Source organism: Streptomyces niger (assembly GCF_000718305.1).
Classification (GTDB): domain Bacteria; phylum Actinomycetota; class Actinomycetes; order Streptomycetales; family Streptomycetaceae; genus Streptomyces; species Streptomyces niger.
The window spans coordinates 71,568-94,760 of record NZ_JOFQ01000027.1; the positions used below are offsets into that span (position 1 = coordinate 71,568).

General features: G+C 70.6%; 17 protein-coding genes and 4 pseudogenes. 13 read left to right on the plus strand and 8 right to left on the minus strand.

Annotated elements, in window-relative coordinates:
* Positions 1–362: 362 nt before the first annotated feature.
* Both IF20_RS33060 and IF20_RS33065 read left to right on the plus strand, forming a co-directional pair.
* Positions 363–1,400 (plus strand): zinc-binding dehydrogenase, encoded by a 1,038-nt coding sequence (locus tag IF20_RS33060; protein ID WP_052869144.1) that lies wholly within the window; start codon positions 363–365, stop codon positions 1,398–1,400.
* 326 nt (positions 1,401–1,726) lie between these two features.
* A complete protein-coding gene (locus tag IF20_RS33065) occupies positions 1,727–1,963 on the plus strand; it encodes a hypothetical protein (protein WP_052869110.1) in 237 nt (78 codons plus the stop codon).
* A gap of 71 nt (positions 1,964–2,034) precedes the next feature.
* On the opposite strand, the gene IF20_RS33070 is transcribed toward IF20_RS33065, so the two are convergent.
* Positions 2,035–2,619 (minus strand): helix-turn-helix domain-containing protein, encoded by a 585-nt coding sequence (locus IF20_RS33070; protein WP_052869111.1) that lies wholly within the window; start codon positions 2,617–2,619, stop codon positions 2,035–2,037.
* A 117-nt stretch (positions 2,620–2,736) separates the two neighbouring features.
* Between IF20_RS33070 and IF20_RS33075 the strand changes: the two genes are divergently transcribed.
* The 4 genes from IF20_RS33075 to IF20_RS40260 all read left to right on the plus strand — a co-directional run bounded on the left by IF20_RS33075 (position 2,737) and on the right by IF20_RS40260 (position 5,235).
* Entirely contained in the window at positions 2,737–3,573 is an 837-nt protein-coding gene (locus IF20_RS33075) for a DMT family transporter (protein ID WP_052869112.1), read from the plus strand.
* Positions 3,574–3,638: 65 nt separating this feature from the next.
* On the plus strand, positions 3,639–4,346 hold the full coding sequence (locus IF20_RS33080) for a B3/B4 domain-containing protein (RefSeq protein WP_052869113.1): 708 nt from the start codon (positions 3,639–3,641) through the stop codon (positions 4,344–4,346).
* Between the two features lie 140 nt (positions 4,347–4,486).
* Entirely contained in the window at positions 4,487–4,897 is a 411-nt protein-coding gene (locus IF20_RS40255) for a dihydrodipicolinate synthase family protein (protein WP_234426922.1), read from the plus strand.
* Between the two features lie 8 nt (positions 4,898–4,905).
* Positions 4,906–5,235 carry a dihydrodipicolinate synthase family protein gene (locus IF20_RS40260; RefSeq protein ID WP_234426923.1) on the plus strand — a complete coding sequence of 110 codons (330 nt, stop codon included), beginning with the start codon at positions 4,906–4,908 and terminating at the stop codon, positions 5,233–5,235.
* Between the two features lie 167 nt (positions 5,236–5,402).
* Here the strand turns inward: IF20_RS40260 and IF20_RS33090 are convergent, their stop codons facing one another.
* Positions 5,403–6,755 (minus strand): S41 family peptidase, encoded by a 1,353-nt coding sequence (locus IF20_RS33090; protein WP_052869114.1) that lies wholly within the window; start codon positions 6,753–6,755, stop codon positions 5,403–5,405.
* Positions 6,756–6,975: 220 nt separating this feature from the next.
* On the opposite strand from IF20_RS33090, the gene IF20_RS33095 reads away from it, so the two are divergent.
* The 3 genes and pseudogenes from IF20_RS33095 (at position 6,976) to IF20_RS33105 (ending at position 9,409) form a co-directional block, all read left to right on the plus strand.
* Positions 6,976–7,464 carry a glutathione peroxidase gene (locus IF20_RS33095; RefSeq protein WP_052869115.1) on the plus strand — a complete coding sequence of 163 codons (489 nt, stop codon included), beginning with the start codon at positions 6,976–6,978 and terminating at the stop codon, positions 7,462–7,464.
* Positions 7,465–7,762: 298 nt separating this feature from the next.
* Positions 7,763–8,170, plus strand: coding sequence for a YciI family protein (locus IF20_RS33100; RefSeq protein ID WP_052869116.1), 408 nt, complete (start codon positions 7,763–7,765; stop codon positions 8,168–8,170).
* Positions 8,171–8,205: 35 nt separating this feature from the next.
* A pseudogene (locus IF20_RS33105) lies at positions 8,206–9,409 on the plus strand (RNA polymerase sigma factor).
* A gap of 54 nt (positions 9,410–9,463) precedes the next feature.
* Here the strand turns inward: IF20_RS33105 and IF20_RS33110 are convergent.
* Positions 9,464–9,935 (minus strand): annotated as a pseudogene (locus IF20_RS33110) (response regulator); the annotation flags it as partial.
* Between IF20_RS33110 and IF20_RS40790 the strand changes: the two are divergent.
* The 3 genes and pseudogenes from IF20_RS40790 to IF20_RS33125 form a co-directional block, all read left to right on the plus strand.
* A pseudogene (locus IF20_RS40790) lies at positions 9,895–10,128 on the plus strand (glycosyltransferase); the annotation flags it as partial. The pseudogenes IF20_RS33110 and IF20_RS40790 sit on opposite strands and share 41 nt — an antisense overlap.
* A 222-nt stretch (positions 10,129–10,350) precedes the next feature.
* A pseudogene (locus IF20_RS33120) lies at positions 10,351–13,583 on the plus strand (alpha-L-rhamnosidase).
* Positions 13,584–13,696: 113 nt separating this feature from the next.
* On the plus strand, positions 13,697–14,077 hold the full coding sequence (locus tag IF20_RS33125; RefSeq protein ID WP_052869118.1) for a 2TM domain-containing protein: 381 nt from the start codon (positions 13,697–13,699) through the stop codon (positions 14,075–14,077).
* A gap of 145 nt (positions 14,078–14,222) precedes the next feature.
* On the opposite strand, the gene IF20_RS33130 is transcribed toward IF20_RS33125, so the two are convergent.
* On the minus strand, positions 14,223–15,467 hold the full coding sequence (locus tag IF20_RS33130; RefSeq protein ID WP_052869119.1) for a cation:proton antiporter: 1,245 nt from the start codon (positions 15,465–15,467) through the stop codon (positions 14,223–14,225).
* A gap of 192 nt (positions 15,468–15,659) precedes the next feature.
* On the minus strand, positions 15,660–17,087 hold the full coding sequence (locus IF20_RS33135) for an NAD(P)/FAD-dependent oxidoreductase (protein WP_234426924.1): 1,428 nt from the start codon (positions 17,085–17,087) through the stop codon (positions 15,660–15,662).
* Positions 17,088–17,160: 73 nt separating this feature from the next.
* Here IF20_RS33135 and IF20_RS33140 point away from each other — a divergent pair, with 73 nt between their 5' ends.
* The gene (locus IF20_RS33140) at positions 17,161–18,390 is read left to right on the plus strand and encodes a carboxylate-amine ligase (protein ID WP_110944778.1); all 1,230 of its coding nucleotides are present in this window, start codon (positions 17,161–17,163) and stop codon (positions 18,388–18,390) included.
* 51 nt (positions 18,391–18,441) lie between these two features.
* Here the strand turns inward: IF20_RS33140 and IF20_RS40625 are convergent, their stop codons facing one another.
* From IF20_RS40625 to IF20_RS33155, 3 genes are all read right to left on the minus strand, one after another.
* The gene (locus IF20_RS40625) at positions 18,442–19,773 is read right to left on the minus strand and encodes a hypothetical protein (RefSeq protein ID WP_199896868.1); all 1,332 of its coding nucleotides are present in this window, start codon (positions 19,771–19,773) and stop codon (positions 18,442–18,444) included.
* A complete protein-coding gene (locus IF20_RS33150) occupies positions 19,770–22,007 on the minus strand; it encodes a hypothetical protein (RefSeq protein ID WP_052869121.1) in 2,238 nt (745 codons plus the stop codon). Before IF20_RS33150 ends, IF20_RS40625 begins: the two co-directional genes overlap by 4 nt.
* A gap of 135 nt (positions 22,008–22,142) precedes the next feature.
* Positions 22,143–23,003, minus strand: coding sequence for a hypothetical protein (locus tag IF20_RS33155; protein ID WP_052869122.1), 861 nt, complete (start codon positions 23,001–23,003; stop codon positions 22,143–22,145).
* Between the last annotated feature and the right edge of the window lie 190 nt (positions 23,004–23,193).

Genomic DNA, 23,193 nt, shown 5'->3' on the forward strand with positions numbered 1-23,193 from the left:
TGTGCCGGGGCGGCAGTCGGCTCAGCGAGTTCAGCCATCGGTTCGGCGGGCGGCTCAGCCATCGGTTCGGCAGCCGAGGCGGTAGTCGTCTCGGCAGCGGGGTTGCTGCGGCTGGGCAGCGGACCGGCGTACCGGCGGCACCGGCCGGTCGCGGCGCTGAGGCGCAGCGGGCCTCGCCGCGGCACCGACTTCGTCGACGATATCTTCGCGCTCACCACGACGGCGACCTTATCGCCGAAGGGCGGCGTCCAGCGCAGTACCCGCCACCCGGGGTATCGCGGATGCCGGTCCCGCTCGGGGCGACGACGCTTGATCCGTACGGCAACCACCGCCCGCCGCACCACCGGCAAATGGAGCACCTGATGCGCGCAACCCTCATGTACGGCGCCGGCGACGTCCGCGTCGAGGACGTCCCCGACTCCGTCATCAAGCAGCCCACCGACGCGCTGGTCCGCGTCACCACCTCCTGCATCTGCGGCAGCGATCTATGGCCCTACGGCTCGATGTCACCGGCCGACAGTCCGGCCCGGATGGGGCACGAGTTCATCGGCATCGTCGAGGACACCGGCTCCGAGGTGACCACCGTCAAGAGAGGTGACCTGGTCGTCGCCCCGTTCGCCTACTCCGACGGCACCTGCGAATTCTGCCGCGAGGGCCTGCAGACCTCCTGCGTCCACGGCGCTTTCTGGGACGTCGAACCGGAGGAAGGCGGCCAGGCCGAGGCGGTCCGGGTCCCCCTCGCCGACGGCACCCTCGTCAAGCTCCCCGTCGCCGCCGACTCGGCGCTGATGCCGTCCCTGCTCACCCTTTCGGACGTGTTCGGCACCGGCTATCACGCCGCCGTCGCCGGTGGTGTCAACGAGCGCACCCGCGTCACCGTCATCGGCGACGGCGCCGTCGGCCTGATGGCTGTGCTGTCGGCCAAGCGCCTGGGTGCCGAGCAGATCGTCCTCATGGGCCGCCACACCGCGCGCACCGATCTCGGGCGCGAGTTCGGCGCCACCGACGTGGTCTCCGCGCGCGGCGAGGAAGGCATCACCGCTGTCCGTGAGCTGGCCGGCGGCCACGGTACGCATGTGGTCCTCGAAGCCGTCGGCAACATGCCCGCCTACGAACAGGCCCTCGGCGTCGTACGCCCGGGCGGTGTCATCAGCCGCGTCGGCGTCCCGCAGTACGAGGAAGCGCCGATCGGCTTCGGCAGCCTCTTCGGCCACAACATCCGGCTGGCCGGCGGCCCCGCTCCGGCCCGCGCGTACATCGAAGAGCTGATGCCCGACATCCTCGACGGAACCATCGAGCCGGGCAGGGTCTTCGACGCCACCACCGACCTCGACGGCGTGCCGGCCGGGTACCAGGACATGGCCGACCGCAAGAGCCTGAAGGTTCTCATCAAGCCCTGACCTGCCCGAGCAGGCCGGAGACGAGGTAACCGGCCATCGACCGGGAGTGCGTTTGAACGTGTCCGTTCACCGTATGGAGTGATGCGTGCCCGGTCTCTTGGCTTCGCGTGCGGTGTCGGTCGACGCAGGCGCTGACCAGGGCACCGGTATGGGTGTGGCGCAAGTTGGTCGCCTCGCGGTGGCCAGTTCCGGGTGTGCGTGCCCCGTGACCCGTTGTGCGGGCCGAACGCTCACCGGTTCGCTGTAGTGCGCCAGGACCAGTGGCGAGCCGCCCCCCTTCGCTCGCGTTTCCCGGTCCGTCCATCCGCGTCTCGAAATGGAGCACTGTGCGCGCACGTACCGTCCTCGCCGTCCCCTTGGCCGTCTTTCGGCAGGTCGTCGATCTGCTGACCGCCGCAGCTCAGCTGACGACCTGCCCTGTGCCCGCAGCGGTCGTCGCCCAGCAGCACTGCTGGCACCTGCAGTCCGCCACTCCCCCGGTCGGGCCGCAGCCCCGCGTGGACCATCACCTCCGTCCGCGCGCCGCGCGTCCCCCGCGCCGGACGCCGCCGACCACCGAGTAGCCAGGAGTGGCACGGCCCGCCGTCCGCGAGGGCGGCGGGCCGTCGCGCTTCCTCGCCTCGTGGGGCGCGGGTCAGGCGGTTGAAGCGGGGCCGGGCGGCAGGTGGACCGTCATGATCAGGTGGCAGGTCTCGGTGCCCGCTCCGCGGTAGGTGTGCGGCGCGTCGCCGTCGAAGGTGGCGGTCTGGCCGGCCTCGACGGCGTACTCGGTGCCGTCGACGATCAGGGTCATCCGACCGGCGGTGACGCTGACGGTTTCCACGACGCCGGTCTGGTGGGGATGGCTGGGGTACTCCTCCCCCGGCGCCAGCTGCCAGCGCCAGACCTCGACCGGCGCCGGGCCGGTGGTCGTCAGCATGAGCCGCGCCTCGCTGCCCTGCGCTCCGGCCCACAGCGGCATGACCGTATCGGCGGCGACGATGCGGACGCGGCCTTCCGCGGGCCCCTCCATCAGGGCCGACACCGAGATGCCGAGGGTGTCGGCCAGCCGGACCAGGGTGGCGAAGTTCGGATTGCCCTGGGCCCTTTCCAATGCCACCAGGGCGCCTTTGCTGACCTTGGCACGGCGGCCGAGCTCGTCCAGGGACAGGCCGGCGCGATTGCGGGCCGCTCTGACGTTGTGCGCGAGCGTCCGCAGGGCTGCCTCTGTCTCGGTCATCCGATCATCATCCTCGCGAGTGGGTCAGTGCAATGAACCTTCCGGTCGGTTGATTGACCGGCTCGGTCGCTCCATTGTACGGTTCGGTCGTTCCGTTGAGATAGTAAGGGATGTACCGTGATCGCTCTGCTGCTGGCCCTGGGCAGCTCCCTCGCCTACGGGTGCGCCGACTTCCTCGGCGGCCTCGGCGCCCGAAAGGCACACGTACTGCGGACCGTGTTGATCGCCGCTCCGTCGAGCCTGGCGGTCGAGCTGCTGCTGTGGCCCGTGCTCGGCGCCTCCTTCAGCACCGGCGCCCTCCTCTGGGGTGCCGCGTCCGGAGTCGCCTCGGCCTCCGCGTTCGTCCTGCTCTACCGCACGCTGGCGATCGGCCCGATGAACGTGCTGTCGCCCGTGACCGCGCTGGTCTCCGCCGCCCTGCCCGTCGCCGTCGGCCTGCTGCAGGGCGAGCACCTGGCCGCCGCCGGGCTGATCGGCCTGCCCCTCGCGCTCGTCGCGGTCGTCCTGGTCAGCGCCGGGCACGGTGCGGGCGGCATACGGCCCTCCCGTACGGCGCTGCTGCTGGCCTTCGGCGCGGGCGCCGCCATCGCCCTGCAACTCGTGTGCCTGCACCAGGCGCCCGCCGACAGCGGCGTGGCTCCGCTGATCATCGGCCGCGCGGTCTCCTCGGCGGTCACCCTGGCCGCGGCCGGCGTGCTGTACCGCAGGCTCGGCTCCGAGCGGCCCGCGTACGCCATGTCGGCCGCCGCCGGCGTACTGGATTCGGTGGCGAACCTGCTCTTCCTGCTGGCCGCCCGCAACGGAGACCTCGCCGTCGTCGCGGTGATCACCGCCCTCTACCCGGCCGGCACGGTCCTGCTCGCCCGCGGCGTCCTCGCCGAACGCATCCACCGCGGCCAGCTCGTCGGCCTGGGCACCGCCGCCGTCGCCGTCAGCCTCCTCGCCCTGACGTAGTCGCCCCGCCACCCCACACGCCCGTCCTCGACACCCCCCGCCCCATCGAAAACGGAAAGTCGCCCATGCCCTCCTTCCGCCTCTCCCCCGCCGTCGCCGACGCCTTCCCCGACACCCTCATCGCCCTGGTCACCGCCACCGGGCTGCGCGGCCACGAACCCTGGCCGCACACCGCCGCCGCCCTGGCGGAGCTGGAGCAGCGGCTCGCCGACGGCGCCTGGCGGCCCGCCGACGAGACCGATCCACGCATCGAGGCCTGGCACACCGCGTACCGCTCCTTCGGCACCAACCCCCGCCGCGTCCGCCCCAGCGTCGACGCGCTCGGCCGCCGTCTGGCCAAGAAGGGCACGCTGCCGCGCATCGCTGCGGCCGTCGATTCCTACAACGCCGTCTCGGTCCGCCACGGCCTGCCTGCCGGCGCCTTCGACCTGGACCGCGTCACCGGCGATGTCGACATCCGGTACGCGGACGGCACCGAACCCTTCACCCCGCTCGGCGAGCCGGACGCCGTCGAGCACCCCAAGCCCGGCGAGATCGTCTACGCGGACACCGCCGGCGTCCTGACCCGTCACTGGAACCACCGCGACGCCCACCGCACCCGCGTCACCGAGGACTCCACCCACGTCGTCTTCGCCCTCGAAACCGTCCACGCCACCCGCGACGGTGACCTTCTCAAGGCCGCGGTCGACGAACTGCAAGGCCTGCTCGGCCCGCACGCCGCACAGACCGCCGTGTACCACCTGAGCCCGGCGCACCCCCAGGCCACCGTCTGAGGCCTCTCCCGTCCTCCCGGATGCCGGGCTCGCCCCGCAGCCCTGGCGGGAGTGACGACGAGGGCAGTACGCCATGACGAGTCGCCGGGGTCGATCAGACCCACGCGGCCGGCCAACGACAGGACGAAGGAGAGAACTCCATGTTCACCGGCCTGAGTGCCTTCCCGCTCACCCCGATCACCGAGGACGGCATCGACGAGAAGGCGTTCGCCGCTCTGGTCGGTCGGCTCAGCGCTGCCGGGGTCGACTCGATCGGCGCGCTCGGCTCCACCGGGTCGTACGCCTACCTCACCCGCGAGGAACGGGCCCGCGCCGCCCGAATCGCCGTCGAGCACGCCGAGCGGACCCCGGTCATCGTGGGCATCGGCGCGCTGCGCACCCGGCAGGTACGGGAAGCCGCCGAGGACGCGCAGAACGCGGGCGCCGCCGGCGTGCTGCTGGCGCCGTTGTCGTACCAGCGCCTGACCGAAGACGACGTCTTCGGCCTGTTCGAGGACGTGCCGCCCGCGTCCGTGTGCGGGAGCTGCGGCGGATCCTGCCCGAGACGGTGACCGTGGGCGTGAGCGGCGACGCCTACGCGGCGACCGGCCTGAACGCCGGATGCGACACCTGGTACTCGGTGATCGCCGGCACCTTCCCCGAGCCGGCCCTGACCCTCACGCGGGCCGCACAGGCCGGCGAGCCCGACCGGGCCCAGGCGGAATCCCACCGGCTGCAGCCGCTGTGGGACCTCTTCGCCCGGCACGGCTCGCTGCGCGTCGTCGCGACCGCGGTCGCACAGCTCGGCCTGACCTCGCCCCACAACCTTCCGCTGCCCCTGCGCGGCCTAGATTCGGAGGACCGCGCCCGCGTTGCCGAGGTACTCCGGGAGCTCGGACTGCACACCTGACCCGGCAGCGAGCTGTGCGGAGCATCCGGCGCCCCGCGTCTCAACTCCTGGTCCAACTCTGCCGTCGGCGCCTGTCTGGCCCTGGTGCCCACGTTCCTCGGGTACGTGCTCTTCGGCTGGGGCCTGGCGCACGTACCGGCGACCACCGCGGCCACGCTCTCGCTGGTTCAGGAGAGCCGCTGGTCCCGGAGCGCGGCGACTGCCGCGTCGAAGGCTGAGTCGCGGTTCTTCGCGAACTCCTCCTTGGTGAAGACCGAAGTGCGGAGGTGTGGCGGGATGCCGGTGCCGTCGAAGGTCCGCCCCCGGCTCGTCAGGAATTCCTCGTTCGGCAGCCACACCGCCATGCCGTTGGGGAGCCGGCGGTCCAGGACGTCGGAGAAGACGCCTTGCGTGGGCTCCCCGATGCGGAGGGTGCGGCTCGGCCGGTCCATGAGGGCCTGGGTGAAGGTCTCGCCCGCACTGACCGTCGTGCCGCCGGTCAGGACGGCGACCGGGCCGCTGTAGCGGGCCATTCCCCGAGCAGGTCGTACGAGGATGGGCTGCGGCCGGGTGTACTGCGTGCGCTTCCGGTAGGCGAGGTACGGCGAGTCGGTCAGCCGCTCGGCGACGCGCAGGCCGAGGGCGTCGGAGCCGCCGCCGTTGATCCGCAGATCGATGATCAGCCCCTTGAGCCGAGCCGTGCGCCGCGTGCTGAAGACGGCGTCCAGCGCCTTGTCCAGCTCCGCCAACTGGGCCGCGTACGAGGGGTCCTGCTTGTCGTAGGCGGCGAAGCCGGAGATACGCAGATAGCCTTGCCCGCCGGGCAGGTCCGCGTAGCTGATCCGGCCGTTCGCGAATTCCCGCGGTTCGTTGCCCTTGAGGTCCCGCCGTACGACATGGGCTTTGGCTTTCGCGTCCAGTTTTTCGTCGGGCATGCTGGTGCCCGGGCGGACCCGGGCGAAGTGGCGGTCCCCGTCGAAGACGGCGACGTGCGCGTCGTACAGCGGCTTCACCATCCGGCTGAAGAGGGTGAAGAGTTCGCTCCTGGTCGTATCGGCGTGCACCTTGGGCCGGTACTCGTCCCGAACGGCGTGCCAGTCGATGCCTTTGGCGGCGAAGAAGGGGTAGTTCTCCTCGAAGGACTGCCAGAAGACGTCGAATGTCGTCACCGGGTCCTCGGGAAGGGAGTGCCCGCATGCCGCGGGGAGTTTCGCGATCCGCCGCAGTGTCCGGTCTCCCGCCGAGCCGGCCACCTGCAGCGATCCGGTGGGCCGAACGGTGAGAACCGTCCCGTCGGCGGCGCGGTACACACCACGCGCCGTTTCCTTCGCGGAGTCGCCCTGCAGGCAGCTCACCGCCGTCGTCTGGTATTCCTGCAGCCGCCCGTCCGCGATCGACAGCACGGTTCCGTAACCCGCCACGCGCCAGAAGCCGTCGACGGTCGGCCGTTGTTCTGCTGCGGCGGTTCCCGTCATCCCGCCCGCAAGTGCCAGCGCCACGATTGCCGCCGCAGTCCTGGTACTTCTGTTCCGCACGGTCATCCTTCCCCTGAGCGCACTCTGCGCCGAGGAATTCACCATCGCCGCCTCGACCACCCGCGGAACATCCGACGGGCAGGTGGATCTTCAGGGGGATATCCCCCGACGCGGGGGGCGCCACCGTCCCCCACATCCACGTCGATACGGCCGCACTATTGTGATGCGATGGGCCCCACCACACGCGCCCGGACCCGCCTACCATCCGCACACCCCAAGGAGCGACATGACCGTCTTCGACATCGAAATCGACGCCCTCGCCGGTGGCCCCGCCCACCTCGGCCAGTACAAGGGCTCGGCCGTACTGATCGTCAACGTCGCGTCTCGATGCGGTCTGACTCCGCAGTACGCGGCCCTCGAACGGCTGCAGCAGCGCTACGCACCGCGTGGGTTCACCGTCCTGGGGGTTCCGTGCAACCAGTTCATGGGCCAGGAGCCGGGTACACCCGAGGAGATCGCCACTTTCTGCGCCACCACCTACGGCACCACGTTTCCGATGACGCAGAAGACCGATGTGAACGGTGCCGACCGGCACCCGCTCTACACCGAGCTGGCCGACACCGCCGACGCCGACGGCCACAGCGGTGACATCCGCTGGAACTTCGAGAAGTTCCTCATCGCCCCGGACGGCACCGTCGCCGCACGTTTCGCTCCCCAGACGGACCCCGAGGCCGCCGAGGTCACCTCGGCCATCGAAGGCGTCCTCCCCAACTGACGACCCGGCATTCGGCCGGCGGACCCCTCCCTGACCTCGTACAACCACTCGATCTTGTCGGGTGTCTTCTCTTCGCTGCCCCTGCGGTGCCCACTGGGTGTCACGGTCACCGCCTACCTGGGTGGCGCCGACGGACTGCGGGCGTCGTCCCCCCCCCGCACGCTCGACCAGGCCCGGACCCCTCGTACGCGAAATCCAGAAAATATTCCGCGCCGCGATGTCGAGAACGCGTGACCGGCTCCGTCCCCGGGGTGAACGTGACCACAATGGGTCGCACCAGCACCGAGGAGAAACCACGATGGCCAAGTACTTGCTGCTCAAGCACTACCGCGGCGCTCCGGCTCCGGTCAACGACGTGCCGATGGACAGGTGGACGCCGGCGGAGATCTCGGCACACATGCAGTACATGCAGGATTTCGCCGCCCGGCTGGAGAAGACCGGCGAGTTCGTCGACGGTCAGGCGCTGGCCCCCGAGGGGGCGTGGGTCCGGTACGACGGTGCGGGGCGTCCGCCGGTCACCGACGGGCCGTTCGCCGAGACCAAGGACCTCATCGCCGGCTGGATGGTGATCGACGTCGACAGCTACGAACGCGCCGTCGAGCTGGCCGGGGAACTCTCGGCCGCTCCCGGGGCGGGCGGGCAGCCGATCCACGAATGGCTGGAGGTGCGCCCGTTCCTGACCGCGCCGCCCACCATCACGGAGTGACCTCTCAGGTGACCTCGATGCCTCAGGCGTCTCCGCTGAACGAGACCCTGCTTCGGAGCCTGACGCCGAGCGTCCTCGCCGCCCTCGTCCGCCGCGGAGCCGACTTCGCGGCGGCCGAGGACGCCGTGCAGGACGCCCTCGTGGAGGCGGTCCGCGGCTGGCCGGCCGATCCCCCGCGGGACGCCAAGGGCTGGCTGATCACCGTGGTATGGCGCCGGTTCCTCGACGCGACCCGGGCGGACACCGCCCGCCGCCGGCGTGAGGACCTCGTCGAAGAGGAACCGGCCCCCGGGCCCACGTCCTCCTCGGACGACACGCTCCAGCTCTACTTCCTGTGCGCCCACCCGTCGCTGACCCCGTCCTCCGCGGTCGCGCTCACCCTGCGCGCCGTCGGCGGGCTCACCACCCGCCAGATCGCGCAGGCGTACCTGGTCCCCGAGGCGACCATGGCTGGGGGTACCTCCCACGCCCTCAAGGCAGTGGGGGAGCATCAGCCGGGCCAAACGTACCGTCGCGGGCGTCCGCTTCGACCGGCCCGGCGATGTGGCCACCGTGTTGCGCGTCCTCTACCTGGTCTTCAACGAGGGCTACTCCGGCGACGTCGACCTCGCCGCCGAGGCCATCCGGCTCACCCGGCAGCTCGCGGCCGCGATCGACCACCCCGAGGTGGCGGGACTGCTCGCGCTCATGCTGCTGCACCATGCCCGGCGTGCCGGCCGGACCGCGCCGGACGGCAGTCTGGTGCCGCTCGCCGAGCAGGACCGGAGCCGGTGGGACACCGGGGCGATCGCCGAGGGCGTGGCGATCCTGCAGGCGGCCCTCGCCCGCGACCGGCTGGGCGAGTTCTAGGCCCAGGCCGCCATCGCGGCGCTGCACGCCGACGCACTCACCGTCGAGGAGACCGACTGGGTGCAGATCGTCGAGTGGTACGACGAGCTCGTGCGCCTGACCGACAGCCCGGTCGTCCGGCTCAACCGTGCGGTGGCCGTCGGCGAGGCCGACGGGCCGCGCGCCGGGCTGGCGGCGCTCGCGGCCCTGGACTCCTCCGCCACCTCGTCGAGCCGGGAACACACCGTCCCGCGTCGCGCCGCGGTCGCGGCGTACCTGCACGAGCGCGACGGCGACCTGGCGACGGCGGCACGCCTGTACGCCGAGGCCGCGCACCAGGCAGCCAACCTCGCCGAGCGCGACTACCTGACGCGCCAGGCGGCCCGCGTCAACGCCCGCCTCAGCCCCTGACGGGGGCCGTGCACTGCGCCCGGCACGCCATCAGGGTGCGGGCTCCGCCACGTCCTCGGTTCCCCGGGCGGTGGGTTCGCCGGTTCCGCGGTGCGGCCGGCTGGTCGGTGGGCGCTGACGGACGAACTCCCCGATGAGGCGCTTGGTCACTTCCGGTGCCAGCAGGGCGTTGCCCGCGGCGACCACCCCGCACCGCGTGGCGGAGTTCCGGAAAGGTCGCGTCCTTGAGCAGGAGCCCACTCGCCCCGGCGGCCAGTGCGTCGTAGACGTACGCGTCGAGGTCGAAGGTGGTCAGCATCAGTGCCTTCGTCGCGGTGCCGGGTCGGGGGAGGATGGTGCGGGCGGCCTCGATGCCGTTCAGTACGGGCATGCGGATGTCGAGCAGTGCGACGTCCGGCCGCAGCTCGTCCGCGAGCCGGACCGCCTCCGCACCGTCCTCCGCCTCGCCGACGACCTCGATCTCCTCCTGCGTGGCCTGGAGGTTGGCGATGGCGGCACGGACTTTGGAGGTGGAGGGGCTCGGCATCGTGTTCCTGGAAGCGGCCGCCGCCGGGCTCCCGGTACTCGCCGGCAACTCGGGTGGCGCGCCCGAGACCGTACGCGACGGCGAGACCGGCTACGTCGTGGACGGCCGCCGCCCCGAAGCAGTCGCCCAGCGCCTCATCCAGCTGCTCCGCGATCCCGTTACCGCCCAGGAGATGGGCGCGAAGCCGGCCGCCGACTCCACCTCGTCCGACGGCAGCAGCCCGAATCCGTCGCGTCGACGGTAGCGGGCCGGACCGACATGACTGGTTGAAAAGATTCAATCCATGCCAGCGGAAGGCCTTCGCGCCCCCTTGACGCCGAGGCTCGTGCAGCCTACCTTCCTGGCGCGCGACTTGAATCGTTTTTAGTCTGATCTCCGGGCTGCTGCGACAGCCGTCCTGCCTCTGGAGGTGCACATGATCAGCCGCCGCCATCTGCTCGCCACCGCCGCCGCTTCCGGCGCGACCACCGCCGCACTCTCGCTCTCCGCCCCCACCGCCGCCGCCACCGCCGTCGACCCCGCCTCGGCCGGAGGCGACCAGGCGGGCGGCGGATCGGTGCTGCACGTGGCGTCCACCACGACCGAGTACGCCGACCGCCCGATCGGACTGGACACACCGCACCCGCGGTTCAGTTGGCAGCTCGGCGCCTCCGCACCCGACCAGCTCCAGCACGCCTACCAGATACGGGTCGCCACCACTCCCGGGCGGCTGGCCGACCCCGACGTCTGGGACAGCGGACGGCGCACCTCGCGGCAGTCCCTGCTCGTACCGTTCGAGGGCCCCACACCGCAGCCGGGGACCCGCTACCACTGGTCGGTACGGGTGTGGGACGGCGCCGGCCGGCCGTCGGCATGGAGCGAACCACCTGGTGGGAGACCGGGCTGACGGGTGGTGAGCAGTGGCAGGGGGACTGGGTCGCGGCACCCGCCGCACTCGTCGCGCCCCCGTCCCTGGAGGGCACCTCCTGGATCTGGTTCCCCGAGGACGCACCGGGCGGCAACGCGCCCGCGGGCACCCGCTGGTTCCGACGTTCCGTCGAGATCCCCGAGGGGGTGCGCCGCGCCCGGCTCGTCATCGCCGCCGACAACGGTTTCACCGCCTACCTCAACGGCACCGAACTCACCCACCGCGACGCTCTCGACGTACAGAAGAGCTGGAGTCGGCCCGCCCTCCTCGACCTCACTCACGACCTCCGCACCGGCACCAACACCCTCGCCGTGAGCGCGGAGAACGCCGGTGCGAGCCCGGCGGGGCTGATCGCCGTACTGGAGGTCACCACGGACGCCGGCACCACCCGGCACGGCACGGGCGACGGCTGGCTGAGCACCGACCGGAAACCCGGCGACGGCTGGCAGGAGCCGGGAGCGGACGACGGCGGCTGGCAGCCCGCCCGTACCGTCGCCGCCTGGGGCGCGGATCCGTGGGGCAAGGTCCGGGCCGAGCAGTCGCCGGCCCAGTTGCGGCGGTCGTTCACCCTCGCGCGCAAGCGGGTGGCCGCTGCCCGACTCCACCTCACCGCACTCGGCCTCTACGAGGCGCACCTCAACGGTGAGCGCGTCGGCGAGGACCGCCTCGCCCCCGGCTGGACGGACTACGAACGGCGCGTCCCCTACCAGGCGTACGACGTCACCGACGCCGTACGGCGCGGCGAGAACGCGCTCGGCGTGTCCCTGGCCACCGGCTGGTACGCGGGCAACGTCGGCTGGTTCGGACAGGACACCTACGGTCCGCACCCCGCCCTCCTGGCCCAGCTGGAGGTCCGGTACACGGACGGCAGCACCGACCGGATCACCACCGACACGAAATGGCGGGCTGCCACCGGCCCGTTGGTGACGGCGGACCTGATGATGGGCGAGCAGTACGACGCCCGCGCCGAGACGCCCGGCTGGACGACGCCCGGCTTCGACGACACGGACTGGCAGCCGGTCACGGCGCGGCAGGGCGTCACGGCCACCGTGGTGCCCACCACCGAGGCTCCGACCCGCATGATGCGGGAGGTGGAGCCGGTGAAGGTCACCGAACAGCGCCCCGGCGTCTTCCTCTACGACCTCGGCCAGAACATGGTCGGTGTCGTACGGCTCACCGTCCGCGGTGGTGCGGCGGGCCAGAAGATCACCGTGCGGCACGGCGAAGTCCTCGACCAGGACGGCGCGCTCTACGTCGCCAACTTCCGCACGGCACGCCCGGTCGACACCTACACCCTCAAGGGCGCCGGCGAGGAGAGCTACGAACCCCGTTTCACCTTCCACGGCTTCCGCTACGTCGAGGTGACGGGCTACCCCGGCACACCGCCGAAGAATGCCGTCGTAGGGCGGGTGTTGCACACCTCGGCCCCCTTCACCCTCGACTTCTCGACCGACGACGCCATGCTCAACCAGCTGCACAGCAACATCACTTGGGGGCAGCGCGGCAACTTCCTCGCCGTACCGACCGACACCCCGGCCCGCGACGAGCGGCTCGGCTGGTCCGGTGACATCAACGTCTTCGCGCCCACCGCCGCCTACACCATGGACTCCGCCCGCTTCCTCACCAAGTGGCTGCGGGACCTGCGCGACGGCCAGAGCGCGGACGGCGCCTTCCCCGACGTCGCCCCGCTCGTCGGCCCGGTCGGCAGCGGCGTCGCGGGCTGGGGCGACGCCGGGGTGACGGTGCCGTGGGCGCTGTACCAGGCCTACGGCGACGAGCGCGTACTGTCGGAGAACTGGCCCGCGATGCAGAAGTGGATCTCCTACCTGGAGGCGCACAGCAACGGCCTGCTGCGCCCGGCCGAGGGCTACGGCGACTGGCTGAACGTCGACGACGAGACCCCGAAGGACGTCATCGGCACCGCCTACTTCGCCCATGCCACCGACCTCGTCGCCCGCATCGCGAAGGTGCTGGGCAAGGACAGCGGACCGTACGACGCACTCCTGACCCGCATCCGGCAGGCGTTCAACGACGCCTACGTGTCGGACGGCAGCAGAATCAAGGGCGACACCCAGACCGCGTACGTCCTGGCGCTGTCCATGGACCTGCTGCCGTCGGCGGCCGCCCGGCGCGCCGCGGCCGACCGGCTCGTGGAGCTGATCGAGGCACGGAAGGATCATCTGTCCACCGGCTTCCTCGGTACCCCGCGGCTGCTGCCCGCGCTCACCGAAGCCGGCCACGTGGACGTCGCCCACCGGCTGCTGCACCAGCGGACGTTCCCGTCCTGGGGCTATCAGATCGACAAGGGCGCCACCACCATGTGGGAGCGCTGGGACTCCATCAAGCCGGACGGCAGCTTCCAGGACGTCGGAATGAACTCCTTCAACCACTACGCCTACGGCTGCGTGGGCGAGTGGATGTACCAGAACCTCGCCGGCATCGCAGCCGGCGAGCCGGGTTTCCGTACCGTCGTCGTACGTCCACGGCCCGGCGGCGGAGTGCGTACCGTGTCCGCACGATTCGACTCGCCGTACGGAGCGGTGCGGACACGTTGGACGCTCGACGGTAAGGGCCGCTTCACCCTCACGGTCTCCGTACCGGTCAACAGCACCGCCGAGGTGTGGGTCCCCGCCGAGCGCGCGGAGGACGTGAGCCACGACGGCGCCGAGTTCCTTCGCACGGCGGAGAACTGCGCCGTCTTCCGGGCCGGCTCCGGCACCCACCGCTTCACCACGGCCTGACCCCGTGCCCCACCCAAGACCCGCTCACCCCGGAGACGTGCGAGCGACCCGCCCCTGCCACCCTGGATAATGAGGCGATCACCACCGCAACGATGCACCTCTTGGGGGCCCACATGACACCCAGCCGCCGGCTGACCGCCATCCTGAGCGCACTGCTCGGCACGATGCTGCTGCTGGCCGCACCCGCAACGGCGATGGCCGCCCAGCAACCCACCGTTCAGCGGCAGGCGGTCCACACCACCACCGAAGCGGCCGCGCCCTACGGCTCGCACGTACACAAGCACACGAGCTCCTCCCACACCGTCCACCGCCCCACGACCAAGACCGTCCACAAGGTGTCGGTGAGCAAGGAGAAGCCCAAGAAGAAGCGCGGCTTCTTCAAGAAGCTCGGCATCTTCCTGATCGTGCTCGTGATCCTCTTCATCGTGATCGTGGTGTTGGTGATCTGGCTGATCGTCCACTTCGTACGCAAGGCCTTCCGCCGCCGCGGCTGACACGTCCGACACTCCGTAGGGGCAAGCGTCTCGGGACGCTTGCCCCTACGTCGTTGCCACTCGAACTCTCCGATGGGTAACCAGTGCGAGGAGTGCCGCTTGCCGAGCGGCCGGTATGGACGTACGGCTACCGCAGCCCGCTCGGCTACCCGTCAGTGGGCCGCAGCTGCAGGAGTGGGGGGTGTGCTGTCAGTGACAACAGCGGCCCGGTGGCGGCAGTGGTCACCAGCGCCATGACCACCAGGACGAAGAAGAGCCCGGGAGTGAGGATTCCGGCCGACATCCCCGCCTGGAGCACGGCGATTTCCGTCAGGCCCCGGGTGTTCATCAGCACCGCGAAACGCAACGCCGTTCCGGTCGGCAGCTGCGCGGCGCGCGCACCGGCGTATCCCCCGGCCAGCTTCGCCGCGGATGCGAGCAACACCGTCAAGATCATCGTCCACCAGGAGAAGCCGACCGGCCCCTTGGTGCTCAGCGTCAGGCCGGCTGTCACGAAGAATGCCGGGACCAGCAGCCGCCCCATCCCCTCGACGATGTGGACGACGTGGCTTCTCGGTCCCTGCCTGCCTTCCCAGGGCATGGCGAGGCCGACCAACACGGCACCGTAGATCGCGGTGAGGCCCGCCGCCTCGGTGGCCCGGGCTGCCGCGATCGTGACCACGCCGAGCACGGCCACGGCGGCGGTCGGCCATCGTTGACACCACACGCTCACCGCGGGCTGCCGAAGAAGCAGTCGGGCGGCCCCGGCTGCTCCCGCGCCGCCGACGATGACGACGAGCGCGCGGGCGAGGTGCCGACCGCCGCCCGAGGCAGCGGCCAACGCCGCGGCCACGAGCAACCATGTCAAGGCGTCGATGGCCACCGCGGTCAGGACGGACAACCGCCCCTCCGATGTGTCACGCATGCCCCGGTCGGTGAGGACTCGGACCAGTACCGGTACGGCCGTCACCGCGAGCGCGGCGGCGAGGAGCAGGATGAGCGCCATGGTGGGCGCGGTTCCGCGTTCCCCGGGGTCGCCTCGCCACACCACCCAGGCGGCGAGCAGTGCCCCCGCCGCCAGCCCCGGAAGCAGGGAGCCCGCCAGAAGCCAGGCATACGAGCGCGGCGGCACCTCGCTCCGGCACGGCCGTGCGCTGTGGCCGACGCCCGTGAGGTACAGCGCGAGCCCTGCTGTGCCGATGGTGCGCAGATGCTCCTGGACGTCTGGAGGCAGCAACGCTGTGGTGAGGTCAGGCCCGGCTGCCGTTGACAGGGCGGGCACGAGTATCAGGCCGACAGCGATCTCACCGATCACCGGTGGCTGACGCACCAGTGCGGCCGCCTGCCGAGCCAGGAGTGCGGCGACCAGCACGGCGGCCAGCGCCATCGCGATCTGCAACGCATTCGCCATGTCAGCGCATCCTCGCCTCGTGTTGCTGCCGCACGATGGGGCGTCCTGGAGCCCGGGGCGCCATGCGGCAGCACCGCGAAGCCGGGCCGGCCGGTACCCGGTGGGGGTCAGGGGGCGGTCAGGACGCGGTCGGCAGGCGCTCGCGCGCGTAGTCCGCTCGGGTGAACATCCGGCCGCGGAGTGGCAGGGCTCTCAGGTGTCGTTCGGGGCGTGGGGCAGGTCCGGTGCCGGGCCGGACACCCGCCGTAGCCGAGGGTGCGGGTCAAGGTTCAGGTAGTAGCCCGCTGTTGCCTGATCCGGGTGGGTGGGCAACGGCATCATGTGGCTGGTTCCGTGTCCGCCCAGCCCACGGTCCGGATGACCGGGGAGCGGCTGGGTGAGTTTCTGATGGAGTCGGCCGACTGCGTCCTGCTGGAGGTCGTGGAGGTCGTCGGTGCCGGTGATGATGTTGAGGAAGGATTCGTGCAGATGCAGGTCTTTCTGGTCTCGGTGGCTGAGCGACTGAGCTTTGCGGAAGTAGGAGTCGCGGCCGTCATGGATGCGATAGAAGGCGCTGACCAGGATCAGTAGCCGCTCATAGGCGCGGCGGTAGGCGGTTTGGTAGAAGCGGTGGGCGTCGCTTTCCCGGACCTCGCCGTCCAGTACGCCGGCGATCGATGCGGCGCTGAGAGTGGCGCTGTACATGGCCAGGTGCACTCCGGTGGACAGCAGCGGGTCGAGGAAGCAGGCGGCGTCTCCCGCGAGGAAGTAACCGGGGCCGCTGAAGCCTTCGCAGGCGTAGGAGTAGTCGCTTTCGACCTTCAGGTCCGAGGTGAGACGGGCTTCCTGGAGTGTCCGGGCGAGCAGGGGGCATCGGGTGAGGGCCTGGCGGTAGAGGGCCTCGATGGAACCTGTGCGCCGGCGTGCCTGGTTGAAGGAGTGTTTGTCGGTGACCAGGCCCACGCTGAGGGTGCCGTCGTGCAGCGGGATGGCCCAGAACCACCCGTGTTCCGGCAGGGAGAAGACGCCGATCGCTCCTTGGGGGGCTTGCGGCAGGGGCGGGGCTCCTCGCCAGTAGCCCCATGTTGCCACGTTGCGGAACACATCGTGGAAGCGGCGGCTGCGGAACTGGCGGGCGCCCAGCACGCCGGCCCGTCCAGAGGCGTCGATGACGTATTGGAAGGCGGTCTCGCCATGGCGCCCGTCATCGGTGGACCAAGTGGCCGTGGCGGCCCGGCCGTCCTGCAGGGCGATGCGCCGCACGCTGACCCCCTCACGCACGTCGGCACCCTGTCGCCGCGCGTGCTGAAGAAGTAGGTGATCGAACTGGGCACGGACGACCTGGAAACTGTAGGTGGCGGGTCTGCCGGGTTCGTCGAAGCCCAGCGACCATTCCTGACCGCCCCACCCGTAGAAGGCGCCGGTCTTGCGGACGAACCCGTGCTGCTCCACGACGTCCCTGGCACCCATCGCGTCCAACAGCGGCAGCAGGGAAGGCAACAGGGATTCGCCCACGTGGTAGCGCGGGAAGCGGTCTTTCTCCAGGAGGGTCACCTGGAAGCCTTGACGGGCCAGCATCGCAGCACCGGTCGAGCCCGCCGGGCCGCCGCCGATGACAAGAACCTGAGTTTGCTCCGGCACTGAGCCCCCTGACGGGTTGCTGGGCGATCGACACGCACTCCGGTCCATCACCACCAGTGACACACTGCTCATTATGAGTAGTCAAGTGGAGGTGCGCGCTTCAGCGCGGCCCGCGGTGGCCATCGCCGACACACACCGGCGGACGGCGCTCGGGGAAACACCCGTCACGGTGGGGGTGGAAGAAGAATTCCTGCTGGTGGACCCGGCCTCTCGGCAACTGAGCACACGAGCCGACAGGGTTGTGGCGCACGCCGCCGAAGAACTCGGCGATCGGGTCACCACCGAGCTCACCCGCTACCAGATCGAGGTCCGCACCGATCCGCACACCAGCCTCGCCGACCTCGGTGACCAGCTCCGCGCAACACGCGAAGCCGTCGCACGAGCCGCGGCCCGGTCGGACTTGCGCATCATCTCCAGCGGCACCCCCGTCCTCGGCCAACACACTCCCCCGCCGCTGAGCCCCGGCCCCCGCTACGCCCGCAGCGCCGCCACGTTCCGCGCCCTGGATCACGAGCAGAGCGCCTGCGCCTGCCACGTTCACATCGGCGTGCCCGACCTGCCCACAGCGTTGCAGCTGAGCAACCACCTGCGCCCCTGGCTGCCCGCGCTCATCGCCCTGACCGCCAACTCGCCCTACTGGGCCGCCCAGGACACCGGCTACGCCAGTTGGCGCACCATGACCTGGTGCCGCTGGCCGGTGGCGGGACCGCCCCCGTACTTCGAATCTCCCACCCACTTCGAGGACCTGATCGACACCCTGATCACCAGCGAAACCCTCCTGGACCGCGGCGGCCTCTACTGGGACATCCGCCCCTCCCATCACGTACCGACCCTCGAAATCCGTATCGCCGACGCCACCCCCACCGTGCACGACACCCTGCTGCTCGCCGGCACCGTGCAAGGCATGGCCACCCAGGCCCTGGCAGCCATACGCGCCTCCCAGCCCGCCCCGCGCCCGCAGCCAGAGATGCTGCGAGCCGCATACTGGCGCGCCGCCCGCGACGGCCTGACCGGCAAGAGCCTCAACCTCCACACCAACCGCCTCGAACCCGCCGCGGCACAACTCGACCGCCTCTGGCGCACCGCACTGCCCGCCCTCGACACCTCGGACGCCCCCGGCCTCGGCCTCCTGCGCACCGCGCGAGCCCGCCTGCGCACCGACGGAAACGGCGCCGACCGCCAGCGAACGGCCTACCGTCGCCAACACAGACTCACCGACGTCGTCGACGACCTGATCGAGAGCGTCACCGCGACCGACGACCCACACCACACGTCTCGATACGGCATGGGCACGGACCGGTGAAAGGGCCCGGCGTTCGGCCGGCCAGGTGGCAGCGGCTACTCCGTACCGGTGTCACCTGCCGGGATGCTGCCCGTACCCCTGTCCGAGGTACGGCGGTGGGGGGACGTACTGGTGCGCGAGCTGTCCTGGCACCCCGAACCAGGTCTTCGAGACGCGCAGGACCAGCAGGACGAAGACCGCCATGCACCCGAGGACCGCGATGGTCGTGGTGAGGTAGACGGCCTGGTAAGCCCACTGAGGGTAGATCTCGGTGAAGCTGGGGAACGGGTCCCGGTACCCGCCCGCCCCCATGCTCTCCTTCAGCCGCTGCGACTCCTCTCCGAGCCGGCTCAAGGTGGCCTGTGAGGTCGCGGTCAGGAGGCCCCGGCCCGTGGCCAGTACGGCGACCAGTGCCGTGGCGACGAGTGCCATGATGCGTGCCCGCGGCCGGGGCAGCCGGATGGCGAGTGCCAGGCCGATCAGGAGCGCCGCGACGGCCACCAGGAGCACGACCACGATGACGGTCGGTCCCGCGGCGGTGTCCGGGAGGCGGGGGAAGGCCACGTGGACGCCGTACTGAGCGGTCTGTTTCTCCAAGGCCCGCTGATAGTTGTCGAGCCAGGCGAGTGTGGCCTGGTACGTCCGGATCTCCGCGACGGCGGCTACGAGGGCGACGACCGCGATACCCACCAGGACGGCCATGGCCGCGGTGACGGCGACCGGCCGACGTACGCGCCGGAACGGCGGCGGTGGCAGTGGCGGCGGATAGTGGGGAGGGGGCGGTGTGCCGGGAGGAAACGACGGAGGGGTGTCAGGAGATGGGTGATTGGTGGGAGAGGGCTGGTTGGTCGGGGCCGGCGGGTCGACCGGCGGTCCGGGAGCCGGCGGTGGTGGCAAGAGGGGAGGCGCGCTCCGACGAGCCGAACGGACGGCGCGGAAGTATCCGTGGGAAGCGGGCAGCGCCAACAGGGTGACCGAACCGAGCGTCAGCAACAGCATCCCGACGGCTACGCTCCGGGTCATGACGCCGTACCAGGGCACGGAGTCGTCACCGCCGACGGTGAGCAGCGCGACGTCGAAGCAGACGGACAGTCCGCCGACGACCCAGGTCGCCACCCGTGCCCCCTGTCGTCCCCGCCCGTCGAGCAGGGACAGCAACAGGCAGGCTCCGCCGAACACGATCGTGAGCACAGCGAAGGCGGCCAGCCCGTAGGCGGCCAGGTCCCCTGCCGCACCGTCGGCTGCTTCCTCGCTCCGCTGGTGGCGGAACTCGGGGATGGCGAAGAACGTGCCGACCGAGGAGACCAGGGCCAGCGCGCCCACCCCCGCGAACAGGTAGCTCGCCGCGAACACGGCACCCGAAGGCGCCGGTGCCAGTGGTGATTCCTCCGTTGTCGTGGTCATCGGCCCGCCCCTGCCGATGAGTTCGCCCGGCGGCGCCACAACAGCAGGCCGCCCGTGACGAGCCAGGCAGCGAGCGGCACGGCCCCCAGCACGTAGAACAGCGGCTTCGACGTCGCCGGGTCGGGGCTCGCGAAGGCCTCCGCCGTGGGCACCGCGGTGGTCTGTCCGCCGAGCCAGACGTCACGCCCCTCGCCGCTCGGCTCGTTCAGCGCATCGCGCACCGTGGCGGACAGCGCAGGATGCTCCTTGGCGAACCTGGCCGCGTCCAGCCTGTTCTGGTTGATGTGACTGAAATCCACTCCACCGTAGACGTAGGTACGGGTGTACACGACGTTGCCCTTGGTGGTGGTGCGCTTCACCTTGAACTCGCCGTTCTTGTACGACTTGACGTAGCGGTCGAAGACCTCGCGGGGCGTCCACTTCTCCCGGGAGGCCCAACGGCTGATGTCGCCCTTGCCGATGAGGTTCGAGTACGCGGTGTGCTTGTCGGCGCTGCGCTTGCGGAACCACTCGGCGGCGACCCGGCTGGCATAGACCCGACGCAGATCGGCGTACTCGGGCGCGTGGTTCACCGCCTTCTGGACCTGCGGCAGGATCGTCGTGCGGTACACCGACTCGTTGTGCCGAGTGCTGGCCGGGTCCTGCTGCCCGCAGCCTGCCTGGCCTCCGGCGCCCGGGGTCTTGATGACTTCCGACTCCATCTTCACCAGCAGCGGTGCATCCAGGATGTGCAGTTCGTTGCCGCTGTCGCGGACGGTGGCCGTGTCGGGCACGATCCACTGCCGCATGGAGACGCACTTGGTCTCACCCCGCAGGGAGTCCCAGAACTTCTTGCCGCCCGGGGTGTCGGGACGGATGAACTTCGCGACCGACTTCTTCATCGCCAGGTCCGCCTCCAACAGCACCCGCCCGGCGTCGGTCCTGCCGAACTTCTCGTCGATGATCCGCTCGGGCTCGTCCGGGTTGAGGTTGACGGTGAACGCGGACTGCGGCAGCTCCAACCAGACGAAGAAGGAGTCCGAGGCGAGCTGTGCGGCTCGTCGCCCGCCGAAGGACAGCTCGTCGGCCGGGAGGGCGTCGGCCTTGAACGCGTACTGTACGCCGGAACCGTTGTGGTAGGTGTCGGCGACGTAGCGCAGTTGCAGCGTCGAGAAGTCGACGCCGCCCAGATTGCGGGCCAGGTCGGGGTGGCCGGATTCCGTGGCGAGTTGCTGGTCGACCCGGCGCAGCTCGGCTGCCTCTTCCGGGGTGTCACCGGAATCTGCGATCTCCGCCGGGGCCGCCGCCGGGGCCTGATACTGATCGGGGGCGCGCAGCGTGTCGTCGGCGGCGGCACCGCCCTGCGGTCCGCTGTCCTGCGGCCCGTCCTTGGGGCTGCCACCGCCGTTGGACCCACCGCCGTCCGGCTCGGTCCCGCCCGTGCTGTTGCCGTCCGAGTCGGTTCCACCCGGGTTGTCCCCACCCGGGTTGCTCACCTTCTTCTGCGCCGGCACCACGGCATACGAAATGCCGGCCGCCTTGAGCAGCTTCTTGGCCTTCTTGGTCGGCTGCGTGGGGAAGAGGTACACCAGTTGCCGAGGATTGGGCTTTCCCCGTTCGGCATCGACGAATGCCTTGTCCCGCGCCAGTTCGCCGGCGTCTATGCCCCTACCGGACTTGACCTCGTAGAGCAGGCCGAGTTCCACGTTGGCCAGGTCGTAGTAGCGGTTCGCCTCCTTCACGTACAGCTCGGTCTGCCAGCCGTGGTTGGCACCGAGCTTGAGCCGTTCCACGACGTGCTGGACGAAGGCCTTGCCCTGGTTGTCGTTGCCCTGATTCGGGATGTATCTCCCGAGCCATTTGTTCCAGGGCAGCGCCTTGCTCGGCTTCTTGCCCTTCGGGTTCTCGTTGTACTTCGTCAGCTCCTCGGCTTTCCGCTTCTGATAGTCCTGCCATCGTTTCAGGCAGTGCTCCCACGTACCCGGCACCTTGGCCTTCGGGCTGAGTAACGCCGCCTGCAACTCGTCGATCTTCGGTTCCGGTCGGTCGCGCAGCGACTCGGCGGGATTCCTGTACTCGTACGTCTGCCGAGGCCCGGGCGGAGCCGGCCGAGACCCACCCGGCAGGGTGCCCGGATCCGGCGCGGGCCCCTCGAAGTTGGGCAGCGGCACCGGCTTCGGCGCGGCCAGGCCCGAGCCCGGCCAGCCGAACGGCCCGCACAGTGCCGCCAGCACCAACGCGGCCAGCCACGCCAAGACTCGTCGATGTCCGCTCACTACCAACTCCCCCGGCAGGCAGTCGAATACGGCGACCAACCTACGGCACTTGCGCACCGGGAGACAGACACAGGCGATGACCAACCTGCGTCATTCGTCCACCGAAAGACAGGCTCAGGTGAGTTGTTCGTACGCGTAACGGAGCACACCGGGATTGCGGTCGGCGAGCGCCAGCCGCAGCAGCAGGAACGGCACCGCCACCGCGCCTTCCGGAACCAGCTGGTCCAGGAAGGGACGCCCGATGAACATGTTGTCGCCGTCCGGTTCACCGGCGTGGTAGCACCAGTGCGCGCGCATCGCCGGCCGCAGCACCTCGCCGAGGTACCAGGACGCACCCTCGGCGAACGCCGAGTGGGCTGCCAACTCCTCTGGCTCGTCCACCAGCTGACGGGCCGTCGTCTCCAGCTCGTCCAGGGACTTCCGGGAGAAGTCCCAGAGTTCGGGTCGCTCCGCGTACGTGTCGAGCCAGGCCGGCAGGGCGGCCGCGCGTTCGGCCAGCCATCCGTCCAGGTACGCCGAGCCGGGAACGGTCAGCTCACGATCGAGCCCGGGGGTCGGCTGCTTGCTCGGCGTCCAGCCGGGTGTCGCGGCCTGCTTCTCGGCGACCGCTCGCGCCAGGTCCCGCCGGCTCCGGCCGAACTCGTCACCGTCCCGGTGTCGCCGAGCCCGCTCGACCAGCTCCGCCGGGCAGACCGCCGGCAGGCCGAGCTCCGGGTCCGGCTGCACGACCGGCAGTCCACGCCGCTCGTCCCAGGCCCAGCGCCCGCCGGCCACCGAGAGCAGAGCTTCGCCCAGGTACCCGGCGACCCGCTCGACGAAGTCCTCCGCAGGCTCGATCCGGGCGACGAGCTCCGCCTCCAGCTGAGCCAGCAATGCCGGTGAGTAGTCCGTCAGCGAGCCCTCCGGCCACTCGAAGTCCACCAGGCCGGCCAGCCGAGGCTGCATACCCTCCAGCCAGTTCTCCAACGGATCCACAGCGACTCCCACCGGTCGACCTGCGGGGGCCCGCAGATTCGGCACCCATCGTCCGTCGTGAACACCACCGCGCGCAACGCCCCGGCCTGCTTATACCAGGGCCAGTACCACTATGTCCCCGATTCCCCCGAAAGTCGAATAAGTGTTGTAAACACGGTATCCCGTACAGCATTCTTGGTACGACAGTGAC

Excerpts from the sequence above, each read along its gene's own strand:
- IF20_RS33100 (WP_052869116.1), top strand. The coding sequence starts at position 7,763 with ATGGCCAAGTACTTGCTGCTCAAGCACTACCGCGGCGCTCCGGCTCCG.
- IF20_RS33090 (WP_052869114.1), bottom strand. The coding sequence starts at position 6,755 with ATGACCGTGCGGAACAGAAGTACCAGGACTGCGGCGGCAATCGTGGCG.
- IF20_RS33060 (WP_052869144.1), top strand. The coding sequence starts at position 363 with ATGCGCGCAACCCTCATGTACGGCGCCGGCGACGTCCGCGTCGAGGAC.
- IF20_RS33130 (WP_052869119.1), bottom strand. The coding sequence starts at position 15,467 with ATGGCGAATGCGTTGCAGATCGCGATGGCGCTGGCCGCCGTGCTGGTC.
- IF20_RS33095 (WP_052869115.1), top strand. The coding sequence starts at position 6,976 with ATGACCGTCTTCGACATCGAAATCGACGCCCTCGCCGGTGGCCCCGCC.
- IF20_RS40625 (WP_199896868.1), bottom strand. The coding sequence starts at position 19,773 with ATGACCACGACAACGGAGGAATCACCACTGGCACCGGCGCCTTCGGGT.
- IF20_RS33070 (WP_052869111.1), bottom strand. The coding sequence starts at position 2,619 with ATGACCGAGACAGAGGCAGCCCTGCGGACGCTCGCGCACAACGTCAGA.
- IF20_RS33140 (WP_110944778.1), top strand. The coding sequence starts at position 17,161 with ATGAGTAGTCAAGTGGAGGTGCGCGCTTCAGCGCGGCCCGCGGTGGCC.
- IF20_RS33125 (WP_052869118.1), top strand. The coding sequence starts at position 13,697 with ATGACACCCAGCCGCCGGCTGACCGCCATCCTGAGCGCACTGCTCGGC.
- IF20_RS40255 (WP_234426922.1), top strand. The coding sequence starts at position 4,487 with ATGTTCACCGGCCTGAGTGCCTTCCCGCTCACCCCGATCACCGAGGAC.
- IF20_RS33080 (WP_052869113.1), top strand. The coding sequence starts at position 3,639 with ATGCCCTCCTTCCGCCTCTCCCCCGCCGTCGCCGACGCCTTCCCCGAC.